This window comes from Agromyces aureus, assembly GCF_001660485.1.
Lineage (GTDB): Bacteria > Actinomycetota > Actinomycetes > Actinomycetales > Microbacteriaceae > Agromyces > Agromyces aureus.
Window position 1 is genome coordinate 1,454,034 of sequence record NZ_CP013979.1, and the last position, 15,872, is coordinate 1,469,905.

16 protein-coding genes are annotated in these 15,872 nt (G+C 69.2%); 6 read left to right on the forward strand and 10 right to left on the reverse strand.

Features of this window, described 5'->3' with window-relative positions:
• Positions 1–34: 34 nt before the first annotated feature.
• The 7 genes from pstB to ATC03_RS06180 form a co-directional block, all read right to left on the reverse strand.
• The gene (gene pstB / locus ATC03_RS06150) at positions 35–814 is read right to left on the reverse strand and encodes a phosphate ABC transporter ATP-binding protein PstB (RefSeq protein WP_067874418.1); all 780 of its coding nucleotides are present in this window, start codon (positions 812–814) and stop codon (positions 35–37) included.
• 58 nt (positions 815–872) lie between these two features.
• A complete protein-coding gene (gene pstA, locus ATC03_RS06155) occupies positions 873–1,973 on the reverse strand; it encodes a phosphate ABC transporter permease PstA (RefSeq protein ID WP_067874419.1) in 1,101 nt (366 codons plus the stop codon).
• Entirely contained in the window at positions 1,973–2,917 is a 945-nt protein-coding gene (pstC, locus tag ATC03_RS06160; RefSeq protein ID WP_067874420.1) for a phosphate ABC transporter permease subunit PstC, read from the reverse strand. Before pstC ends, pstA begins: the two co-directional genes overlap by 1 nt.
• A gap of 123 nt (positions 2,918–3,040) precedes the next feature.
• Positions 3,041–4,132, reverse strand: a complete 1,092-nt coding sequence (gene pstS / locus ATC03_RS06165; protein ID WP_067874426.1) for a phosphate ABC transporter substrate-binding protein PstS — start codon at positions 4,130–4,132, stop codon at positions 3,041–3,043.
• 197 nt (positions 4,133–4,329) lie between these two features.
• Complete coding sequence (locus ATC03_RS06170) at positions 4,330–5,271, reverse strand: NUDIX hydrolase (RefSeq protein ID WP_067874429.1); 942 nt, start codon at positions 5,269–5,271, stop codon at positions 4,330–4,332.
• Entirely contained in the window at positions 5,268–7,445 is a 2,178-nt protein-coding gene (locus ATC03_RS06175) for an RNA degradosome polyphosphate kinase (RefSeq protein WP_067874431.1), read from the reverse strand. The genes ATC03_RS06170 and ATC03_RS06175 overlap by 4 nt, the downstream gene beginning before the upstream one ends.
• Before the next feature lie 45 nt (positions 7,446–7,490).
• The gene (locus ATC03_RS06180; RefSeq protein WP_067874434.1) at positions 7,491–8,177 is read right to left on the reverse strand and encodes a response regulator transcription factor; all 687 of its coding nucleotides are present in this window, start codon (positions 8,175–8,177) and stop codon (positions 7,491–7,493) included.
• Positions 8,178–8,251: 74 nt separating this feature from the next.
• Here ATC03_RS06180 and ATC03_RS06185 point away from each other — a divergent pair, with 74 nt between their 5' ends.
• From ATC03_RS06185 to ygfZ, 3 genes are all read left to right on the forward strand, one after another.
• Positions 8,252–8,566 (forward strand): hypothetical protein, encoded by a 315-nt coding sequence (locus ATC03_RS06185; RefSeq protein WP_067874436.1) that lies wholly within the window; start codon positions 8,252–8,254, stop codon positions 8,564–8,566.
• Positions 8,567–8,779: 213 nt separating this feature from the next.
• Positions 8,780–9,388, forward strand: coding sequence for a nitrobindin family protein (locus ATC03_RS06190; RefSeq protein ID WP_067874439.1), 609 nt, complete (start codon positions 8,780–8,782; stop codon positions 9,386–9,388).
• On the forward strand, positions 9,388–10,551 hold the full coding sequence (ygfZ, locus tag ATC03_RS06195; protein ID WP_067874442.1) for a CAF17-like 4Fe-4S cluster assembly/insertion protein YgfZ: 1,164 nt from the start codon (positions 9,388–9,390) through the stop codon (positions 10,549–10,551). Before ATC03_RS06190 ends, ygfZ begins: the two co-directional genes overlap by 1 nt.
• Before the next feature lie 22 nt (positions 10,552–10,573).
• Here the strand turns inward: ygfZ and ATC03_RS06200 are convergent, their stop codons facing one another.
• Positions 10,574–11,446: a class I SAM-dependent methyltransferase gene (locus ATC03_RS06200; RefSeq protein ID WP_227820246.1), complete on the reverse strand. Its 873-nt coding sequence runs from the start codon at positions 11,444–11,446 to the stop codon at positions 10,574–10,576.
• Between the two features lie 102 nt (positions 11,447–11,548).
• Here ATC03_RS06200 and ATC03_RS06205 point away from each other — a divergent pair, with 102 nt between their 5' ends.
• Positions 11,549–12,295, forward strand: coding sequence for a phosphoglyceromutase (locus ATC03_RS06205; protein ID WP_067874445.1), 747 nt, complete (start codon positions 11,549–11,551; stop codon positions 12,293–12,295).
• A gap of 116 nt (positions 12,296–12,411) precedes the next feature.
• Here the strand turns inward: ATC03_RS06205 and phoU are convergent, their stop codons facing one another.
• The gene (gene phoU / locus ATC03_RS06210; RefSeq protein ID WP_067874449.1) at positions 12,412–13,074 is read right to left on the reverse strand and encodes a phosphate signaling complex protein PhoU; all 663 of its coding nucleotides are present in this window, start codon (positions 13,072–13,074) and stop codon (positions 12,412–12,414) included.
• A 192-nt stretch (positions 13,075–13,266) separates the two neighbouring features.
• Between phoU and ATC03_RS06215 the strand changes: the two genes are divergently transcribed.
• Together ATC03_RS06215 and ATC03_RS06220 are read left to right on the forward strand one after the other, a co-directional pair.
• Complete coding sequence (locus ATC03_RS06215) at positions 13,267–14,481, forward strand: sensor histidine kinase (RefSeq protein ID WP_067874451.1); 1,215 nt, start codon at positions 13,267–13,269, stop codon at positions 14,479–14,481.
• A gap of 61 nt (positions 14,482–14,542) precedes the next feature.
• Positions 14,543–15,223, forward strand: coding sequence for a response regulator transcription factor (locus tag ATC03_RS06220; RefSeq protein ID WP_067874452.1), 681 nt, complete (start codon positions 14,543–14,545; stop codon positions 15,221–15,223).
• Between the two features lie 112 nt (positions 15,224–15,335).
• Here the strand turns inward: ATC03_RS06220 and ATC03_RS06225 are convergent, their stop codons facing one another.
• Positions 15,336–15,785, reverse strand: coding sequence for a hypothetical protein (locus ATC03_RS06225; protein WP_067874455.1), 450 nt, complete (start codon positions 15,783–15,785; stop codon positions 15,336–15,338).
• Positions 15,786–15,872: the final 87 nt, after the last annotated feature.

Genomic DNA, 15,872 nt, shown 5'->3' on the forward strand with positions numbered 1-15,872 from the left:
TGTTCATGCCGGCTCTCTCAGCCGCGGCATCCGATCAACCGAAGCGGCCGGACACGTAGTCTTCCGTGGCCTTGACCGACGGGTTCGAGAACATCGTCGTGGTGTCGTCGTACTCGATGAGCTTGCCCGGCTTGCCGGTTCCCGCGATGTTGAAGAACGCGGTCTTGTCGCTCACGCGCGAGGCCTGCTGCATGTTGTGGGTCACGATCACGATCGTGTACTCCTGCTTGAGCTCTTCGATGAGGTCCTCGATCGCGAGCGTCGAGATCGGGTCGAGGGCCGAGCACGGCTCGTCCATGAGGATCACCTCGGGGGAGACGGCGATCGTACGTGCGATGCAGAGTCGCTGCTGCTGACCGCCCGAGAGGCCCGAGCCCGGACGGTCGAGCCGGTCCTTGACCTCGTTCCAGAGGTTCGCGCCCTGCAGCGACTTCTCGACGAGGTCGTCGGCGTCGGTCTTCGACATGCGCTTGTTGTTCAGGCGCACACCGGCGAGCACGTTCTCCTTGATCGACATCGTCGGGAACGGGTTGGGGCGCTGGAACACCATGCCCACCTGACGGCGCACGAGCACCGGGTCGACGGCTGAGTCGTAGAGGTTGTTGCCGTCGATCAGCACCTCGCCCTGCACCCGGGCGCCGGGGATGACCTCGTGCATGCGGTTCAGTGTGCGGAGGAAGGTCGACTTGCCGCAGCCCGACGGGCCGATGAAGGCCGTCACCGTGCGGGGTTCGATCTCGAGCGAGACGCCCTCGACCGCGAGGAAACTGCTGTAGTAGACGTTGAGGTCGTTGACTTCGATGCGCTTGGACACTGGGAGCTTCGCTTCTCTCTGGGCTCGGGTTGGATGCAGGTCTGGAGGTGCCGGGCGATCAGCGGCCGGTCTTCGGCGAGAAGACCTTGGCGACGACGCGGGCGATGACGTTCAGCAGGGCGACGATGAGGATGAGCGTGAGCGCTCCGGCCCACGCGCGGTCGATGTAGGCCTGGGCGTCGGCACCCTGGTTGGCGTACTGCGTGTACACGAACACGGGCAGCGTCATCATCCGCTCGGAGAACAGGTTGTAGTTCATGCTCGTCGTGAAGCCGGCGATGATGAGCAGCGGCGCGGTCTCGCCGATGACACGGGCGATCGAGATCATGATGCCCGTGATGATGCCCGCGATCGAGGTGGGCAGCACGACCTTGAGGATCGTGAGCCACTTCGGAACGCCGAGGGCGTATGCGGCCTCGCGCAACTCGTTCGGAACGAGCTTCAGCATCTCCTCGCTCGAGCGCACGACGACCGGGATCATCAGCACCGAGAGGGCCACCGAGCCGCCGAACCCGAAGCGGATGCCCGGGTCGTCGGTGATGAGCGCGAAGAGCGCGAACGCGAACAGGCCGGCGACGATCGACGGGATGCCGGTCATGACGTCGACGAAGAAGGTGATCGCGTGCTTCAGGCGACCGCGACCGTACTCGACGAGGTAGATCGCGGCGAGCAGGCCGACCGGAACTGAGATCAGCGTCGCCATGCCGGTCACGAGCAGCGTGCCGACGATCGCGTGCAGTGCGCCGCCGCCGGGGCCGACGACGTTGCGCATCGACTCGCTGAAGAACTGGATGTCGAAGCGCGGCAGTCCGTTGACGATGGTCGTGAACGCGACCGAGATGAGGGGCAGCAGGGCGATGGTGAACGCGGTGGCCACGAGGGCGGTCACCAGTCGGTCTGAGGCCTTGCGTGGGCCCTCGACGGCCCGCGAGAGCACCCAGATGACGACCACGTAGGCGACCACGCCGAGGAAGACCGCCAGGACGATGTTGAAGTCGGTGCCGGCGGCCGCCGCGATCATCGCGAAGACGAGCGACATGACCGCGAGGCATCCGACGAGCACGTAGACGGCGGTGTAGCGGGGCAGCTTGCCAGCCGTGAGCGAGTTGGCCACCGGCGTGCCCACTGGCGACTTCGGGGGCGAGGTGAGGACGCTCATCAGTTCGCTCCCGAGAATTCCTTGCGCCGGTCCACGATGTACCGGGCGATCATGTTGACGGCGAGGGTGATCACGAAGAGGATCAGGCCCGTCGCGATGAGGATGTTGACCCCGACGCCGTGCGCCTCGGGGAAGTTCAGCGCGATGTTCGCCGCGATGGTGGTCGGGTTCTGCGACTGCAGCAGCGCGAACGAGATGATCGCCGCGGGCGAGAGCACCATGGCCACGACCATCGTCTCGCCGAGTGCACGGCCGAGGCCGAGCATCGAGGCCGAGATGATGCCGGGGCGTCCGAACGGCAGGACGGCGAGCTTGATCATCTCCCAGCGGGTCGCGCCGAGCGCGAGCGCGGCCTCCTCGTGCAGCACCGGGGTCTGCAGGAAGACCTCGCGGCAGAGCGCGGTGATGATCGGCAGGACCATGACGGCGAGCACCACGGCGACGGTGAGGATCGTGCGGCCGGTGCCCGAGACGGGGCCGGCGAAGAGCGGGAACCAGCCGAACCATTCGGTCAGCGTGGTGTAGAAGGGCTGCACGGCCGGGGCGAGCACCGAGATGCCCCACAGGCCGAACACGACCGACGGGACCGCGGCGAGCAGGTCGACGATGTAGCCGAGACCCTGCGCGAGCTTGCGCGGGGCGTAGTGCGAGATGAACAGCGCGATGCCGAGCGCGATCGGGATCGCCATGATCAGTGCGAGGGCGGCGGCCCAGAGGGTGCCGAAGACGAGCGGGCCGACGTACTGCCAGAAGTTGTCGGCGTCGCCCTTGAAGTCGGCCGACTCGGCCGTGAAGGCCGGCAGCGACTGGGCGATGAGGAAGATCGCCACTGCGGCGAGGGTGACGAGGATGAGCGTTCCGGCCACGACCGTCGCGGTGGAGAACACCCGGTCGCCGGGTCGAGGTTTCGCTGTGATCGCGGATGCCGGTGGGGCTGACGTCATGGCCGGGTCTTCCTGCGTGGATCGAGTGGAACGGATGCGACGCACTGGCGGATGCCTGCGCGCCAAGCCTGCCCGACCCGGTCACCGCGCGCAATGGCGGGTGACCGGGCCGGGCAGCAGGTGTTACTTGACGGTCGCGAGGGCGGCCGCGACCTTGTCCGACAGGTCGGACGAGAGCGGAGCCGAACCGGCCTGCTCGGCGGCGACGGCCTGGCCGTCGGCGCTGGCGATGTAGCTCACGTAGGACGTGACGAGCTCGCCCTGGGCGGCGTCGGCGTACTCCTGGCAGACGATCGCGTAGCTCACGAGCACGAGCGGGTAGTGCGACGGGTCGGTCGTGGTGCGGTCCAGCTGGATCGCGAGGTCGTTGGCCTCGCGGCCCTCGACGAGCGGCGACTCGGCGACGACGGCTGCAGCGGCCTCGGCCGTGTAGCCGACGAACTCCTCGCCGACCTGGATGTTCGCGACACCGAGGTCGCCGGCACGGGATGCGTCGGCGTAGCCGATGGTGTTCACGCCGTTGGTGACGGCGTCGACGACGCCGGAGGTGCCCTGTGCACCCTCACCGGTCTGGTACGGGAACGGGTCGGCCGGCGCGGCGTCCCACACGTCGGGAGCGGTCTGGAAGAGGTAGTCCGCGAAGTTCTTCGTGGTGCCCGAGTCGTCGGAGCGGTGCACAGCCGTGATGTTCGCGGCGGGCAGGGTCGCGTCGGGGTTCAGCGCGACGATCGCCGGGTCGTTCCAGGTGGTGATCTCGCCCTTGAAGATCTTCGCGATCGTGGCCGAGTCGAGGTTGAGCTCGTCGACGCCCTCGATGTTGAAGATGAGCGCGATCGGGGAGATGTAGACCGGGAGGTCGATCGCCTTGGTGTCGGGGGCGCAGGAGCCGAATTCGCCCGCGAGCTCCTCGTCCTTCAGGTACGAGTCGGAGCCGGCGAAGTCGACGCCGCCCGCGATGAAGGATTCGCGACCCGCGCCGGAGCCCGAGGGGTCGTAGTTGATCGTGACGCCGGTGTTGGCGGTCTGGAACGCTGCGATCCAGGCTTCCTGAGCGCTGCCCTGCGACGAGGCGCCGGCTGCGTTGATGGTGCCCGAGAGGGTCGAAGCCGACTCTTCGGGAGCGGCGGCGCCGCCTTCGTTCGTGGCGCAGGAGCTGAGCGCGAGCGCAGCCGTGACGGCGACGACGGCGGGCAGGCCGAAACGCTTGAGGTTCACGTGGGGTTCCCTTCCGGGGATTGTGTGCAGGTTGGGGCCGGGTGCCGACCCGTCTGCGAGGCTATGCAGCCCGCCTTACGAGCTTGCGCCACAGCGGTGAACGGAAGGTGAACGACCGCTGTCCGGTGCGGAGGATCCGCGGGATTCCGCGGATCCTCCGGCCCCGGCGAATGCCGTGCGTCGGAAGGGAATCGGGGTCAGACCCTCGGCGCGTGGGTCTCGATCGCGATGACGCCCGACCCGGAGTTCGTCTTCGACACGTGCACGACGCTGAAACCGCCGGGCTCGAGCTCGGCGGCATCGGCCACGTAGGAGCCGAGCGGGGTCGCGGTGGCGAGGGAGATCTCGCGGATGATCTCGGGCAGTACCGGCCCGTGACTGCACAGGACCGCCGAGCGGCCCGCGCGGATGCGCTTGCCGATCACCCGGCGGATGTCGGCGTCGCCGGCGGCCCAGGCGTCTTCGCTGATGCCGGGCTTCAGCCTGACCTTCATCGACGTGGCCGCCGACAACGGGCGAACGGTCGTCACGCAGCGGATCGCGGGGCTGGAGTAGATGCGCTCGGGTCGCCACGCGGAGAGCGTGTCGGCGAGGTCCGCGGCCTGTGCGACGCCGCGGGCGGCGAGCGGGCGCGCGGTGTCCTGGCCCTTCCAGCTGCCGCGTGCGAGCGCCTTGCCGTGACGAACCAGCAGCAGCGCGAACGTGCTCGTCACGCCCTGCTCGACGAGGGCCGCGAAGTTCTCGAGGATCTCGACATCCGGTGCGTAGGTGAGGTAGTTCCGCGCGCGCTTGATCGTGACCCACTCGAGTGCGGCGACCTCGCCGTTGGGCTTGAAGGTCGAGTGCTGGAGGGCGTGGTCGCTGACCTCGCCCGCCCAGTAGTGCACGACCTTCTCTCGCCCGCTCGGCATCAGGTAGCGGGAGACGCCGAGTGGCACGCCGAGCGCGATCTCGAGGCCGGTCTCCTCCTGGATCTCCCGGACGGCGGTCTGCGAGAGGCTCTCGCCCGGATCGACCTTGCCCTTGGGGATGGTGACGTCGCCGTGCACGGTGCGGTGGATGAGCAGGACGTGCATTCGCCCGTCGATGATGCGCCAGCACACGGCTCCGGCCGCATAGACCGCGGTCTCGGGGCTCATCGGCGAAGGCCCGATCGACTGCGTGGGCCGATCTCGGCCATGAGTGAGGACTGCAGGTCCTCGAGCGGGCGTCCCGACTCGTCGACCGCGTGCCGGGTCCATGTGCCGTCGCCCTCGAGGTGCCACGAGCTGGTGCGGTCGTCCATCGCGCGATCGAAGTTCGCGCTGACGTCGGCGATGTGTCCGGGGTCGGTGAGGCGCACGAGCGCCTCGACGCGCCGGTCGAGGTTGCGGTGCATCATGTCGGCCGAGCCGATGTAGATCTGGGGGTCGCCGCCGTTGACCACGGAGAAGATCCGCGAGTGCTCCAGGTAGCGGCCGAGGATCGAGCGCACGGTGATGTTCTCGCTGAGGCCGGGGACCCCGGGCCGGAGGCTGCAGATGCCGCGCACCCACACCTCGACCTTGACCCCGGCGTTCGACGCGCGGTAGAGCGCGTCGATGATGGCCTCGTCGACGATCGAGTTCACCTTGACGCGGATGCCGGCGGGCTTGCCGGCCTTCGCATTCGCGATCTCGTTGGCGATGAGCTTCAGGAGTCCCTTGCGCAGGTGCAGCGGTGCCACGAGCAGGCGCTTGAACTTCTTCTCGATGGCGTAGCCCGACAGCTCGTTGAAGAGGCGCGTCAGGTCCTTGCCGACCTGGTCGTCGGCCGTCAGCAGGCCGAGGTCCTCGTAGATGCGGCTGGTCTTCGGGTTGTAGTTGCCCGTGCCGATGTGGGAGTAGTGGCGCAGCGTGCCCTTCTCCTGGCGGATCACGAGCGCGAGCTTGCAGTGGGTCTTGAGGCCCACCAGGCCGTAGACCACGTGCACGCCGGCCTTCTCGAGCTTGCGAGCCCACGTGATGTTGGCCTGCTCGTCGAAGCGCGCCTTGATCTCGACGAGGGCGAGCACCTGCTTGCCCGACTCGGCGGCATCGATGAGCGCCTCGACGATGGGGCTGTCGCCCGACGTGCGGTAGAGCGTCTGCTTGATGGCCAGCACGTCGGGGTCGGCCGCGGCCTGCTCGAGGAAGGCCTGCACGCTGGTCGCGAACGACTCGTAGGGGTGGTGCAGCAGCACGTCGCGCCGCGAGACGGCCTTGAAGATGTCGGCGCGGAGGTTCGAGTCGGACGGCTGCAGCTGCGCCGCGGTGACGGGCACGTGCGTCGGGTAGTGGAGCTCGGGCCGGTCGAGACGGGACAGGTCGAACAGCCCGCCGAGGTCGAGCGGCGCGGGCAGTCGGTAGACCTCCTGCTCGGTGACGTCGAGTTCTCGCACGAGGAGCCCGAGGGTCACGTCGTCCATGTCGTCGGAGACCTCGAGGCGGATGGGCGGGCCGAACCGTCGTCGGAGGAGCTCCTTCTCGAGCGCCTTGATGAGGTTCTCGGTCTCGTCCTCCTCGACCTCGACGTCTTCGTTGCGGGTGACGCGGAAGACGTGGTGCTCGAGGATCTCCATGCCGGGGAAGAGGTCGCCGAGGTGGTTGGCGATCAGGTCTTCGAGGGTGATGTACCTGGCGTTCTCGATCGACTCGGTCGGGTCGACGCGCACGAAGCGCGGGAGCATCTGCGGCACCTTGACGCGTGCGAACTCCTGACGGCCGGTGCGCGAGTTGCGCACGCGGACCGAGAGGTTCAGTGAAAGGCCGGAGATGTAGGGGAACGGATGCGCCGGGTCGACCGCGAGCGGCATGAGCACCGGGAAGATCTGGCTCGAGAAGTAGTCCCGCAGGTGGTCCCGGGCGTCGGCGCCGAGGCTGTCGAACGTCACGACCTGGATGCCGCCCTCGGCGAGGGCCGGCTTCACGAGGTCCTGGTAGACGGCCGCGTGGCGGTTCTGGAGCTCGTGGGCCTGCTTCGAGATGTCGCTCAGCACGTCGACGGGCGAACGGCCGACGTTGGTGGGCACGGCGAGCCCGGTGATGATGCGACGCTTCAGGCCGGCCACGCGGACCATGAAGAACTCGTCGAGGTTCGAGGCGAAGATCGCGAGGAAGTTCGCCCGCTCGAGCACCGGCAGGGTGGGGTCCTCGGCCAGCTCGAGCACGCGCTTGTTGAAGGCGAGCCAGCTGAGCTCGCGGTCGAGGTAGCGCTCGGCCGGCAGATCGGGAGCGCCTTCGATGTCGAAGGGTTCGAAGTCATCGTCGAAGTCGCTCGCCGTGCGGTCGTCGTCGAAGGCGCTGTCCGTGGTCATCCCCTCATAATGCCATTCGCGGGGATTCGGGCGATGAACACCGTGTCAACGCGTCGTGACGGGGGCGCCTTCGTCGTCTTCGTGCACGTTGAAGCGGTAGCCGACGTTTCGAACCGTGCCGATGAGGCTGTCGAGGTCTCCGAGCTTGGCCCGGAGTCGTCGAACGTGCACGTCGACCGTGCGCGTGCCGCCGAAGTAGTCGTAGCCCCACACCTCGCTGAGCAGCTGCTCTCGCGTGAAGACTCGGGAGGGGTGCGCCGCGAGGAACCGCAGGAGTTCGAACTCCTTGTAGGTCAGGTCGAGCGTGCGCCCGTGCACCTTGGCCGAGTAGCTGGCCTCGTCGATCACGACGCCGGAGGTCTGGATGCGCTCGGAGGGCTGCGTGGCCGCGGCGCGACCGAGTGCGAGCCGGATGCGCGCGTCGACCTCGGCCGGGCCGGCGTGCTCGAGCACGACGTCGTCGACGCCCCAGTCGGGCGTGACCGCGGCGAGACCGCCCTCGGTGACGATCAGCACGAGCGGCGACGACAGTCCCGTCGTTCGCAGGATCTGCGAGAGGGCCTTCGCCGCGGCGAGGTTCGTTCGGGCGTCGAGGAACACGAGGTCCGCTTCGGGCGCTCTGACCAGCTGCTCAGGCGAAGCGGGGATGATCCGCGTTCGGTGAGTCAGAAGTGAAAGCGCCGGAAGAACTTCTTCGTTAGCCGCCGGCGACAGGATCAGCAACTGCGCCACGCACACACTCCAGGAGTAAGGTTCGTCAATACTACGGGACAGCACGTGCCCGAGGCCGACACGAAGAGGACGACATGCAGGCGGAGACCGATTCGAGGGGCGGATGGCTCGCCGTCGGCGTCATCTGGGCGATCGCGATCGTCGGCTCGGTCGTCGTGATCTCGCTGGCCTACGGCGGCACGACGGCGTGGTTGGGCGACACCGACGTGCTCGGCGTGTACGACGCGCTCGGCGTGGTGCTCGCCACCAGCGTGGTCGGCGCGCTCGTGGCGCAGCTCGCGACCAGGCGCCCCGCGGGCTACGTCGTGCGCGCCAGCGCGAGCGTGGGCGGCGCGGTCGTCGTGGTGGCGCTCGCGGCGCTCGCCGTGGCGCCGACGCTCGCAGCCTGAGGGCCGCCGACACGGTGGACCTCGCGAACCCCCGCGCACCGGCCGACAGGGTCGGATCGAACGGTTAGACTTCCACCATGTCGCAGCTGCTCGCACTCGAACTCCTCTTCATCGGTCTGCTCGGCCTCGCGAGCCTCGCGATCGCGTGGATCAGCGGCGTCGTGGTCTACAAGCTCTTCAAGGGTCAGCGCTAGGCGCTGGCGAGGTCCTGCGATGATCGAGCTCCCGGTCGACCTGCCGGCCGAACTCGTCCCGCTCTCCTGGCTCCTCGGGGTCTGGGAGGGCTCTGGCGTCCTCGACTACAAGGTCGGCGACGAGAAGGTCGCGTCCGAGTTCGGGCAGCGCATCAGCTTCAGTCATGACGGCCTTCCGCATCTGAACTACACGTCGTACACCTGGCTGTTCCCCGAGGAGCCCGACGGCGACCCCCGTCCGCTCGCGACCGAGACCGGCTACTGGCGCATCGCACGTCAGCTCGCCGACGGCGACCCCGGTCCGGCACTGCTGCCGAGCGTCGGCGAGCCGAGGTTCCGCACGCCCGACGACGTCGAGGCGCTCCGCAACGCCGACGGCGGCTTCGACCTCGAGGTCTCGCTCGTGCACCCCGGCGGCGTCTCCGAGCTCTATCTCGGCGAGGTCAAGGGTCCGCGGATCGACCTCGCGACCGACGCCGTCATGCGCGGCGCCGGTGCGAAGGAGTACGCGGCCGCCACCCGCCTCTACGGCCTCGTCGAGGGGCACCTGCTCTGGGCGTGGGACATCGCCGCCCTCGGCCAGGACCTCCGCACGCACGCCTCCGCCCGTCTCGCGAAGGTCGACTGATGACCGCCTCCCCGTTCCTCTCGCTTCCCGGCGCCGTGCCGGCCGACGACGTCGACGAGTCGACCGCCGGTCCGGGGCACTACGGCAACCCGATCGTCGAGCAGCGCCACCTCGAGCGCGGCACCGCGATCGTCGACCTCTCCGACCGCGGCGTCATCACGGTCGCGGGCCCTGATCGCCTGTCCTGGCTGCACTCCATGGCCAGCCAGTCCTTCCAGGGACTGCGGCCGGGCGAGGGCATCGAGGCGCTCTTCCTCGATGCCTCTGGCCGCATCGAGCACGTGGTGCACGCGGTCGACGACGGCGAGACCACCTGGCTCATCGTCGAAGGGGCGGATGCCGCGCCGCTGGCGAGGTTCCTCGACCGCATGCGCTTCATGCTCCGCGTCGAGGTCGCCGACCGTTCCGACGAGTTCGCCGTCCTCGGCGCGATGTCCGCGTCCGCGCTCGACGCGGCCGTTCCCGCGGCATCGCCCTCGGGCCTGCCGCTCGACTGGAACGACCCGTGGTCGACCCGCGCCCCGGGCACGCACCGGTATGCGCGCGACGCCGGGCATCCGGCATCCGACTGGCACTTCATCGAGCGAATCGTCGCTCGCGACGCGCTCGCCGACGCCGTGGCGGCCGTGCGCGCGGGTCGCGTCGAGGTCGCGGGTTCACTGGCGGCCGAGGCGCTGCGCATCGCCGCCTGGCGTCCGCGCCTCGCAACCGAGGTCGACGAGAAGAGCCTGCCCCACGAGCTCGACTGGCTGCAGAGCGCGGTCGACCTCGGCAAGGGCTGCTATAAGGGCCAGGAGACGGTGGCCAAGGTGCTGAACCTCGGGCGTCCGCCGAGACGACTCGTGCTGCTGCACCTCGACGGCAGCGACACCGTGCTGCCCGCCCCCGGCGACGAGGTCATCGGCGAGAAGGTGCGCCCCGAGCCGCTTCCGGGCGAGGCGCCCGAACGGCGCGTGGTCGGGCACATCACGTCGAGCACCATGCACCACGAGCTCGGCCCGGTCGCGCTCGCGGTGATCAAGCGGCAGGTGCCGGCCGACCTTCCGCTCATCGTCGAGAGCCACGGCACGGATGTCGCGGCCGCCCAGGTCGAGATCGTTCCGGCCGATGCGACGTCGGCCATCGACGTGCCGCGACTGCCGCGGCTCGGCGCGCGGCCCTGACCGGCGCGCCCGACGCGCGACGTCAGTCGAGCGGGGCGACGGCCGTCCACGGCAACGTCAGCTCGCCGAGTCTGGCGCGTCGCGGACCGCCGATGATCGGCCACCCCTCGTGGCGCAGCGTCGCGACGGTCGCGATCCACCGCTGCGACGGTCCGTAGACGGCCATCGCCGAATGCGTGCGCCACGCGAGGTCGAGGTCGCCGAGCAGTGCGTGGATGCGCTCGCCGGGCACGTTGCGGTGGATGAGCGCCTTCGGCAGTCGCTCGGCGACGATCGAGGGCAGTTCGAGCCCCGAGCGTCGCAGGCTCACGGTGAAGGTCCGGGGCCCGGACGCCCCGATGCCGACCCAGCTCGACACCCGCCCGAGCTCGTCGCAGGTGCCCTCGACGAGCAGACCGCCCGGTGCGAGCCTGGACTGCATCATCGCCCACGCTGACGCGACCTCGGCCTCGTCGTACTGCCGGAGCACGTTGAACGCCCGGATCACCGCCGGCCGTGCACCGCCGGCCACGGGGACCTCGAACCCGCCGACCGCGAAGTCGACCCGGAGGTCGGCCGGGAAGTGCAGCTCGCCCGCGCGCACCCCGGCCAGCTGCTCGCGTGCGACGCGCACCCGCTCGGGCTCGATCTCGAGGCCGAGCACGTGCACGCCGGGGCGCACGTGCGACAGCCTGGCGGCGAGCTCCAGGGTGGTGACGCCGCTCGCCCCGTAGCCGAGGTCGACGACGAACGGATCGACGGCGTGCAGCAGGGCGGGGTGCGCGGCGATCCACCGGTCGACGCGACGCAGGCGGTTGGTGTTCGTCGTGCCGCGGGTGACGGTGCCCACGCGCTGCCCGGGCCGCAGGTGACCGGGTCGGAGCCGCCGAGGGTGGGGCGAGGCGTCCGCGGGCATGCGTCAAGTCTGCCAGCAGCGGCCGACCGCGGCATCCGCCCCCGGGTGACGTCGATCGACGGGCGGCGAAGACGGAGGATGCCTCACGGCTAGGCTGGACGCATGCCTCACACCCTCGTGCTGCTTCGCCACGGCAACAGCGAATGGAACCAGAAGAACCTCTTCACCGGATGGGTCGACGTTCGACTCAGTGAACTCGGACGCACCGAGGCCGCCCGCGCGGGCGAGCTCCTCGCCGAGTCGGGCCTGCTGCCCGATGTGCTGCACACCTCCGTGCTGACCCGCGCGATCCAGACCGCGAACATCGCGCTCGACGTCGCCGACCGCGCCTGGATCGACGTGCGCCGCACCTGGCGCCTCAACGAGCGCCACTACGGTGCGCTGCAGGGCCTCGACAAGGCCGAGACGCTCGAGAAGTACGGCCCCGAGCAGTTCCAGCTGTGGCGCCGTTCGTTCGACGTGCCCCCGCCCGTGCTCGAAGACGACGCCGAGTACTCGCAGGTGGGCGACGCCCGCTACGCCGGACTCTCCGACGACGAGCTGCCCCGCACCGAGTGCCTGAAGGACGTCATCGCGCGCATGCTGCCCTACTGGGAGGAGGGCATCGTGCCCGACCTCGCGGCCGGCAAGACCGTGCTCGTCACGGCCCACGGCAACTCGCTTCGCGCGCTCGTCAAGCACCTCGACGGCATCAGCGACGACGACATCGCCGACCTGAACATCCCGACCGGCATCCCGCTGGTGTACGAGCTCGGCGACGACTTCGCGCCGATCGCGCCCGCGCGCTACCTCGACCCCGAGGCCGCCGCAGCGGGCGCCGCAGCGGTCGCCGCGCAGGGCAAGAAGTAGGTCGTCAGGCGGCGGCGCAGCACCTGCGCCGCCGCCTGGAACGACCGAAGGGCCGGGGAGGAATCCCCGGCCCTTCGTCATGCCCGTCGCGGGCTCGCGTTCGTCAGCCCTGCACGTCAGAGTCCCGCGTTGATGTCGGGGTCCCAGTCGCCCGTCACCAGGTACTGCACCTTCTTGGCGATCGAGACCGCGTGGTCGGCGAAGCGCTCGTGGTAGCGGCTCGCGAGGGTCGCATCGACCGTGTCGGCCGCCTCGCCCTTCCACTTCTCGCCGAGCACGGTGTCGAAGACCGAGAGGTGCAGGTCATCGACCTTGTCGTCCTCGTTGCGGATCTCCTCGGCGAGCTTGACGTCCTCGGTGCGCAGCAGCTGGGTGAGCTTCTGCGCGATCTCGACGTCGAGCGCGCCCATCTCGAAGAACGTGCTGCGCAGGCGCTTTGGCACGACCTTGTCGGGGAAGCGGTAGCGCGCGAGCTGCGCGATGTGGGTCGACATGTCGCCCATGCGCTCGAGCGAGGCGCTGATCCGCAGCGCGCTCACGACCGTTCGCAGGTCGCGCGCGACCGGCGACTGGCGGGCGAGGATCGTGATGGCGAGCTCGTCGAGCTCCTGCGCGGCCTGGTCGATGCGGTGGTCGTCGGCGATCACCTCCTCGGCCAGACTCACGTCGGACTCGTTGAACGCACGCGTCGCCTTGTCGATCGACGTGGCGACGAGTTCAGCGATCTCGACGAGTCGCTCCTGGACTTCCTGAAGCTCCTGCTGGAACACCTCACGCATATACGAAACATCCTCTTTCGGGTGCGCGCGCGGCGCGCACGCGGGATCGGTCCGGAGGTCGCACCGGACAAGCACATCGTCGCCCGGGAAGGTGAACGCCGGGTGCCGTAGACCTGAACACTCGTTAACCTACCGTCGTGATGCCCCGCTTTTCGGGAATCGGGGCTCCGGCGTGTGGTTACGCTACAGAGTATGGACTCCATCTGGCTGGTCCTCGGCGCGCTCGCACTCGGCGCGTTCCTCGGGGCCGGCTTCCTCCTCCTGCTGTACATGGCCGAGCGTCGTGGTGCACGTGCCGCACAGGTCATCGCCCCCACGATCCCCGACGGGGTCGAGCACGTGCTCGACGTCCTCGAGTCCGCCGGCATCGTGCTGGACCCCTCGAACAACGTGCTCCAGGCGTCGCCGGGTGCGCTCGCGCTCGGACTCGTGCGCGGCGGTGCGCTCGTGCATCCCGAACTCGTGGAGCTCGCGGCATCCGTTCGTCGCTCAGGGGAGACGATCGCCGACGAGTTCACCCTCGCGCGCGGTCCCTACGGCGAGTCGACCATGCGCCTGCGGGTGCTCGTGGCCCGGCTCGGCACCCGGTTCGTGCTGCTCATGGCCGACGATCGCACGGAGTCGCACCGGCTCGACGACGTGCGCCGCGATTTCGTCGCGAACATCTCGCACGAGCTGAAGACGCCGATCGCGTCGGTCAGCCTGCTCGCCGAGGCCCTCGACCAGGCGGCCGACGAGCCCGATCAGGTGCGACGGTTCGCGGGGCGCCTGTCGACCGAGGCGGCCCGGCTCGCGCACATCACGAGCGAGGTCATCGAACTCTCGCGCCTGCAGGCTCGCGATGCGCTGCGCCCCGACGTGCTCGTGAGGGTCGACGAGGTCGTCGCCGAGGCGGTCGACCAGAACCGCATCGTCGCGACGTCGAAGCGCGTGACGATCGCCGTGCGGACGTCGAAGTCCGCCCAGGTCTACGGAGACCGGTCGCTGCTCGTCGTGGCCGTGCACAACCTCCTCGCGAACGCGATCGCGTACTCGAGCGAGGGCGGTCGCGTCGGCGTCGGCGTCAAGGTCTCGGGCGACACGGTCGAGATCTCGGTCACCGACCAGGGCATCGGAATCCAGCGCGACGATCTCGATCGCGTGTTCGAGCGCTTCTTCCGCGTCGACCAGGCGCGTTCGCGCAACACGGGCGGTTCCGGCCTCGGCCTCAGCATCGTCAAGCACACCGTGCAGAACCACGGCGGCGATGTGCGGGTCTGGTCCACGCCGGAGCGCGGTTCGACGTTCACGATCCGACTTCCGCTCGCCGAGAAGCCGATCCAGGTGACGGATGCCGCGGGCGGGCGTTCGACGGCCGAACCCGGCGCCGCGCCGCGAACCGGTCGCACCGCGCACCCCGTCCCATGACCGCCACCATCGACATCACCACCGGAGCGGCGCACGTCGTTCCTGACCGAGGAGACACCCTGTGACCCGCATCCTGCTCGTCGAGGACGAGATCGCGCTGAGCGACCCGCTGAGCTTCCTTCTGGAACGCGAGGGGTACGAGATCGAGGTCGCGGCCGACGGTCCGTCGGCGATCGCGGCGTTCGACCGCGGGGGAGCCGACCTGCTGCTGCTCGACCTCATGCTGCCGGGCCTGCCCGGTACCGAGGTCTGCCGGGAGATCCGCGCGCGCTCCAACGTGCCGATCATCATGCTCACGGCGAAGGACTCCGAGATCGACATCGTGGTCGGGCTCGAGCTGGGCGCCGACGACTACGTCACGAAGCCGTACTCGACGCGCGAGCTGCTCGCGCGCATCCGTGCCGTGCTGCGACGCCGCATCGATGCCGACGACTTCGACGAGTCGCTCATCGAGGGCGGTCGGGTGCGCATGGACGTCGACCGGCACACGGTGGAGGTCGAGGGAGAACCCGTTCCCATGCCGCTCAAGGAATTCGAGCTGCTCGAGCTCCTGATGCGCAATCCGGGCCGCGTGCTGACCCGCGGTCAGCTCATCGACCGCGTCTGGGGTTCGGACTACTTCGGCGACACCAAGACGCTCGACGTGCACATCAAGCGCATCCGCTCGAAGATCGAGAAGCAGCCGTCCGAGCCCGTGCAGCTCGTGACCGTGCGCGGACTGGGCTACCGGTTCGAGGCCTGAGGTCGGGCGCTCGACGGCCCTGCCGGCCCCGAACATGCGAAACGGCTCCCGCCGAGGCGGGAGCCGTTTCGTGCTTGGTCTTGACGGGCGATTCGCCCGGAGGACCGGTGGCTTACGGGGCGAGGCCCGGGTAGAGGCGGTCGTCGAGCACGGGGATCTGCTTCTCGATGCCCTCTTCGCTCGCGTACTGGAAGAAGATCGGGGTCAGGCCGCCGACCTCGGCGTCGATGCCCTCGAGCAGCAGCGGCTCGGTCTCCTCGCCGCCGAGCACGACGGTCTCGTTCGCGGCGACCTCGAGCTCCTGTGTGGCCGAGCCGGCCTCGATCTTCAGGGTCTGGTCGTCGTCGCCGGTGTTGACCACGGTCATCACGAGGTTGCCGTCGACGCCGTCTTCGCTCACCACGAGGATGTTGCGCAGGTCGAGGTCGCCGACCGTGACCGAGACGCCGTCGCTCGCGTCGTAGTGCTCGGTGGTCGCCTGGTAGGTGACCATCGAGCAGCCGGTCGCGCCGATGGCGAGACCCAGGGCCAGAACAGCGGATGCCGCGAGACGCGCCTTCACAGAACCTCCAAGTACGGGCGTGCGCGACCGTCTGAAACGCGCACGGGAATCGATTCCGAGTGTAGCGCAACGGTGCCGCGGGGCCTG

What these genes read in the sequence shown, in the direction of transcription:
- ygfZ (WP_067874442.1), top strand. Translation starts at nt 9,388, where the DNA reads ATGACCGCCTCCCCGTTCCTCTCGCTTCCCGGCGCCGTGCCGGCCGAC.
- ATC03_RS06190 (WP_067874439.1), top strand. Translation starts at nt 8,780, where the DNA reads ATGATCGAGCTCCCGGTCGACCTGCCGGCCGAACTCGTCCCGCTCTCC.
- ATC03_RS06200 (WP_227820246.1), bottom strand. Translation starts at nt 11,446, where the DNA reads ATGCCCGCGGACGCCTCGCCCCACCCTCGGCGGCTCCGACCCGGTCAC.
- ATC03_RS06170 (WP_067874429.1), bottom strand. Translation starts at nt 5,271, where the DNA reads ATGAGCCCCGAGACCGCGGTCTATGCGGCCGGAGCCGTGTGCTGGCGC.
- ATC03_RS06205 (WP_067874445.1), top strand. Translation starts at nt 11,549, where the DNA reads ATGCCTCACACCCTCGTGCTGCTTCGCCACGGCAACAGCGAATGGAAC.
- ATC03_RS06215 (WP_067874451.1), top strand. Translation starts at nt 13,267, where the DNA reads ATGGACTCCATCTGGCTGGTCCTCGGCGCGCTCGCACTCGGCGCGTTC.
- pstC (WP_067874420.1), bottom strand. Translation starts at nt 2,917, where the DNA reads ATGACGTCAGCCCCACCGGCATCCGCGATCACAGCGAAACCTCGACCC.
- pstA (WP_067874419.1), bottom strand. Translation starts at nt 1,973, where the DNA reads ATGAGCGTCCTCACCTCGCCCCCGAAGTCGCCAGTGGGCACGCCGGTG.
- ATC03_RS06185 (WP_067874436.1), top strand. Translation starts at nt 8,252, where the DNA reads ATGCAGGCGGAGACCGATTCGAGGGGCGGATGGCTCGCCGTCGGCGTC.
- phoU (WP_067874449.1), bottom strand. Translation starts at nt 13,074, where the DNA reads ATGCGTGAGGTGTTCCAGCAGGAGCTTCAGGAAGTCCAGGAGCGACTC.
- ATC03_RS06175 (WP_067874431.1), bottom strand. Translation starts at nt 7,445, where the DNA reads ATGACCACGGACAGCGCCTTCGACGACGACCGCACGGCGAGCGACTTC.